General features: G+C 71.0%; 3 protein-coding genes. All 3 read right to left on the bottom strand.

Annotation, left to right across the window (positions count from 1 at the left end):
- Nucleotides 1–74: 74 nt before the first annotated feature.
- A complete protein-coding gene (locus G6017_RS06290) occupies nt 75–920 on the bottom strand; it encodes a segregation and condensation protein A (protein ID WP_375544365.1) in 846 nt (281 codons plus the stop codon).
- Nucleotides 917–1,792: a ParA family protein gene (locus G6017_RS06285; RefSeq protein WP_179526225.1), complete on the bottom strand. Its 876-nt coding sequence runs from the start codon at nt 1,790–1,792 to the stop codon at nt 917–919. Before G6017_RS06285 ends, G6017_RS06290 begins: the two co-directional genes overlap by 4 nt.
- 75 nt (nt 1,793–1,867) lie before the next feature.
- The coding region (locus tag G6017_RS06280) for a tyrosine-type recombinase/integrase (protein WP_182616491.1) at nt 1,868–2,304 on the bottom strand (437 nt) is incomplete at its 5' end.

The raw sequence follows: 2,304 nt of genomic DNA, 5'->3' as shown, positions 1-2,304 counted from the left end.
CGGCGGGGCCCCGGGCTCGTCGAGCTCGTCGTCGTCCCCGTCCGGCCCCATCGCACGCATGTCGTCGCCCTCCCTCACGTCCATTCGTCCCTCCCGCGTGTCACCTCGGCGGCCTCCTCGCCCGTCCAACTCACCAACAGGTCACCGAGCGCCTCGTCCTGGGCGAGCGCCACGGCGCGCGCCCTGTACAACTCCAACAGGGCGAGAAACCTGGCCACGACGACGAGGGAGTCTCCGCACCCGGAGACCAGCTCCCGGAAGTCGACCCACTGGCCCCGGCCCCGGAACCTCAGCAACTCCAGGACGCGGGCGGCCTGCTCGGGGACGGACACGGCCGGGGTGTGCACGTGCGAGACCCCCACCTCCTCCACCGGCCGGGGTCGGAACGCCACGGCGGCGATGGTGGCGAACTGTTCCACGTCGACGCCCAGCTCCACCTCGGGCAGCAGGTCCAGGAACTCCTCGTCCGGACCCGCCGTCCGCGGGTGGGAGTGGCGGGCGGTCCTGTCGAGCTCGGCGAACAGCTCGGCCACCTGGCGGAACGCCCGGAACTGCAGGAGCCGGGCGAAGAGCAGGTCCCGCGCCTGGAGCAGGGCCAGATCCTCCAGGTCCTGGACCTCACCGGACGGCACGAGTCGTGCGGTCTTGAGGTCGAGCAGCGTGGCCGCCACCACCAGGAACTCGGTGACCTCCTCGAGGCCCGCCTCCCGGCCCAACTCGCGGGCGTGGGCGATGAACTCGTCGGTCACCGAGTGGAGGGCGACCTCGGTCACGTCGAGGCGACGCGAATCGATCAACTTCAGGAGCAGGTCGAACGGGCCGGTGAAGTTGGTCAGGTGGACTGTGAACGCACGCGGATCGGGTACCTCGGTGGCGTCGTCCCCCGGCGGGTGCCCGACCCCGGTCACCGGACCGCTCACCTGCCGCGCTGGATGACCTCGCGAGCCAGCGCCCGGTAGGCCTGCGCACCCGCAGATCTGGGCGCCCACGTGGTGATGGGTTCACCGGCGACGGTGGTCTCCGGGAACCGGACCGTCCGGGTGACGAGGGTGTCGAAGACCTGGTCACCGAACACCTCGACGACGCGGCCGAGGACGTCGCGGGCATGGACCGTCCGGCGGTCGAACATCGTGATCAGGATCCCGGTCAGGTGCAGACGCGGGTTGATCCGGTCGCGGACCTTGTCGATGGTGTCCGTCAACAGGGCGAGCCCACGCAGCGAGAAGTACTCGCACTCCATCGGGATCAACACGCCGTCCGAACAGGCCAGTGCGTTGACGGTGAGCAGCCCCAGTGACGGCTGGCAGTCGATCAGGACGTAGTCGTAGCGGTCGAGCACCGGGTACAGCGCGCGGCCCAGAGCCTGTTCGCGCCCCACCTCGTTGACCAGTTGGATCTCCGCGGCGGACAGGTCGATGTTGGCGGGGATGAGGTCCACCCCCTCCACCCGGGTCCGGACGAGCACCTCCTCCGTCGACACGGTGTTGTCCACCAGGAGGTTGTAGACCGTCAGATCCAGCTGGTGGTGCGGGATGCCCAGGCCCGCCGACAGCGCACCCTGGGGGTCGAGGTCCACGACGAGGACCCGGCGGCCGTACTCCGCGAGGGCGGCGGCCAGGTTGATCGTGCTGGTGGTCTTGCCGACCCCGCCCTTCTGGTTGCACATCGAGAGCACCATGGCGGGACCGTGCGAGGTGAGCGGCTGCGGTTCGGGGATCGCCGAGAAGCCCTCGCCGGCCGCCGGGTCGTCGGCGCCGAGCAGTTCCGCGCGGGAGAACAGTGCGGGATCCATGGTCCCAGAGTCCTGCGCCACCCGCGTCTCCTCTCGCTGCGTCGTCACCTGCGCTCAGGCCGGTCCCCGGTCACGTTACCGTGCCCGGGGGTGGCACTCGGCCCAGACCTCGCGGAGCGTGTCGACGGTGACGAGGGTGTAGACCTGCGTCGTGGTCACCGAGGCGTGCCCCAACAGCTCCTGGACCACCCGGATGTCCGCGCCGCCGTCCAACAAGTGGGTCGCGAAGGAGTGGCGGAAGGAGTGCGGCGAGACGTCGGTGCCGACCGACGCCCGCTCCGCGGCGGCGGCCACCACGTTCCACAGGGACTGCCGGGTGATACGGCCGCCACGGGCGTTGAGGAACAACGCCGGGCCGCCCCGGACCGCCAGTGCGGGACGGGCGCGCACCAGGTAGGCGCCGACCGCATCGCAGGCCGGACGCCCCACCGGGACCACCCGCTCCTTGCCCCCCTTCCCGCGCAGGATCACCGTGCCCCCGCCGGGGAGGTCGAGACCGTCGAGGTCGTCCA

It is taken from the genome of Dietzia sp. B44 (assembly GCF_014145245.1).
GTDB classification, from domain to species: Bacteria; Actinomycetota; Actinomycetes; order Mycobacteriales; family Mycobacteriaceae; genus Dietzia; species Dietzia natronolimnaea.
Note: the sequence above shows the minus strand (reverse complement) of the source record. Positions and strands in the feature narration are given on the sequence as shown.

What these genes read in the sequence shown, in the direction of transcription:
- G6017_RS06285 (WP_179526225.1), bottom strand. Translation starts at nt 1,792, where the DNA reads ATGGATCCCGCACTGTTCTCCCGCGCGGAACTGCTCGGCGCCGACGAC.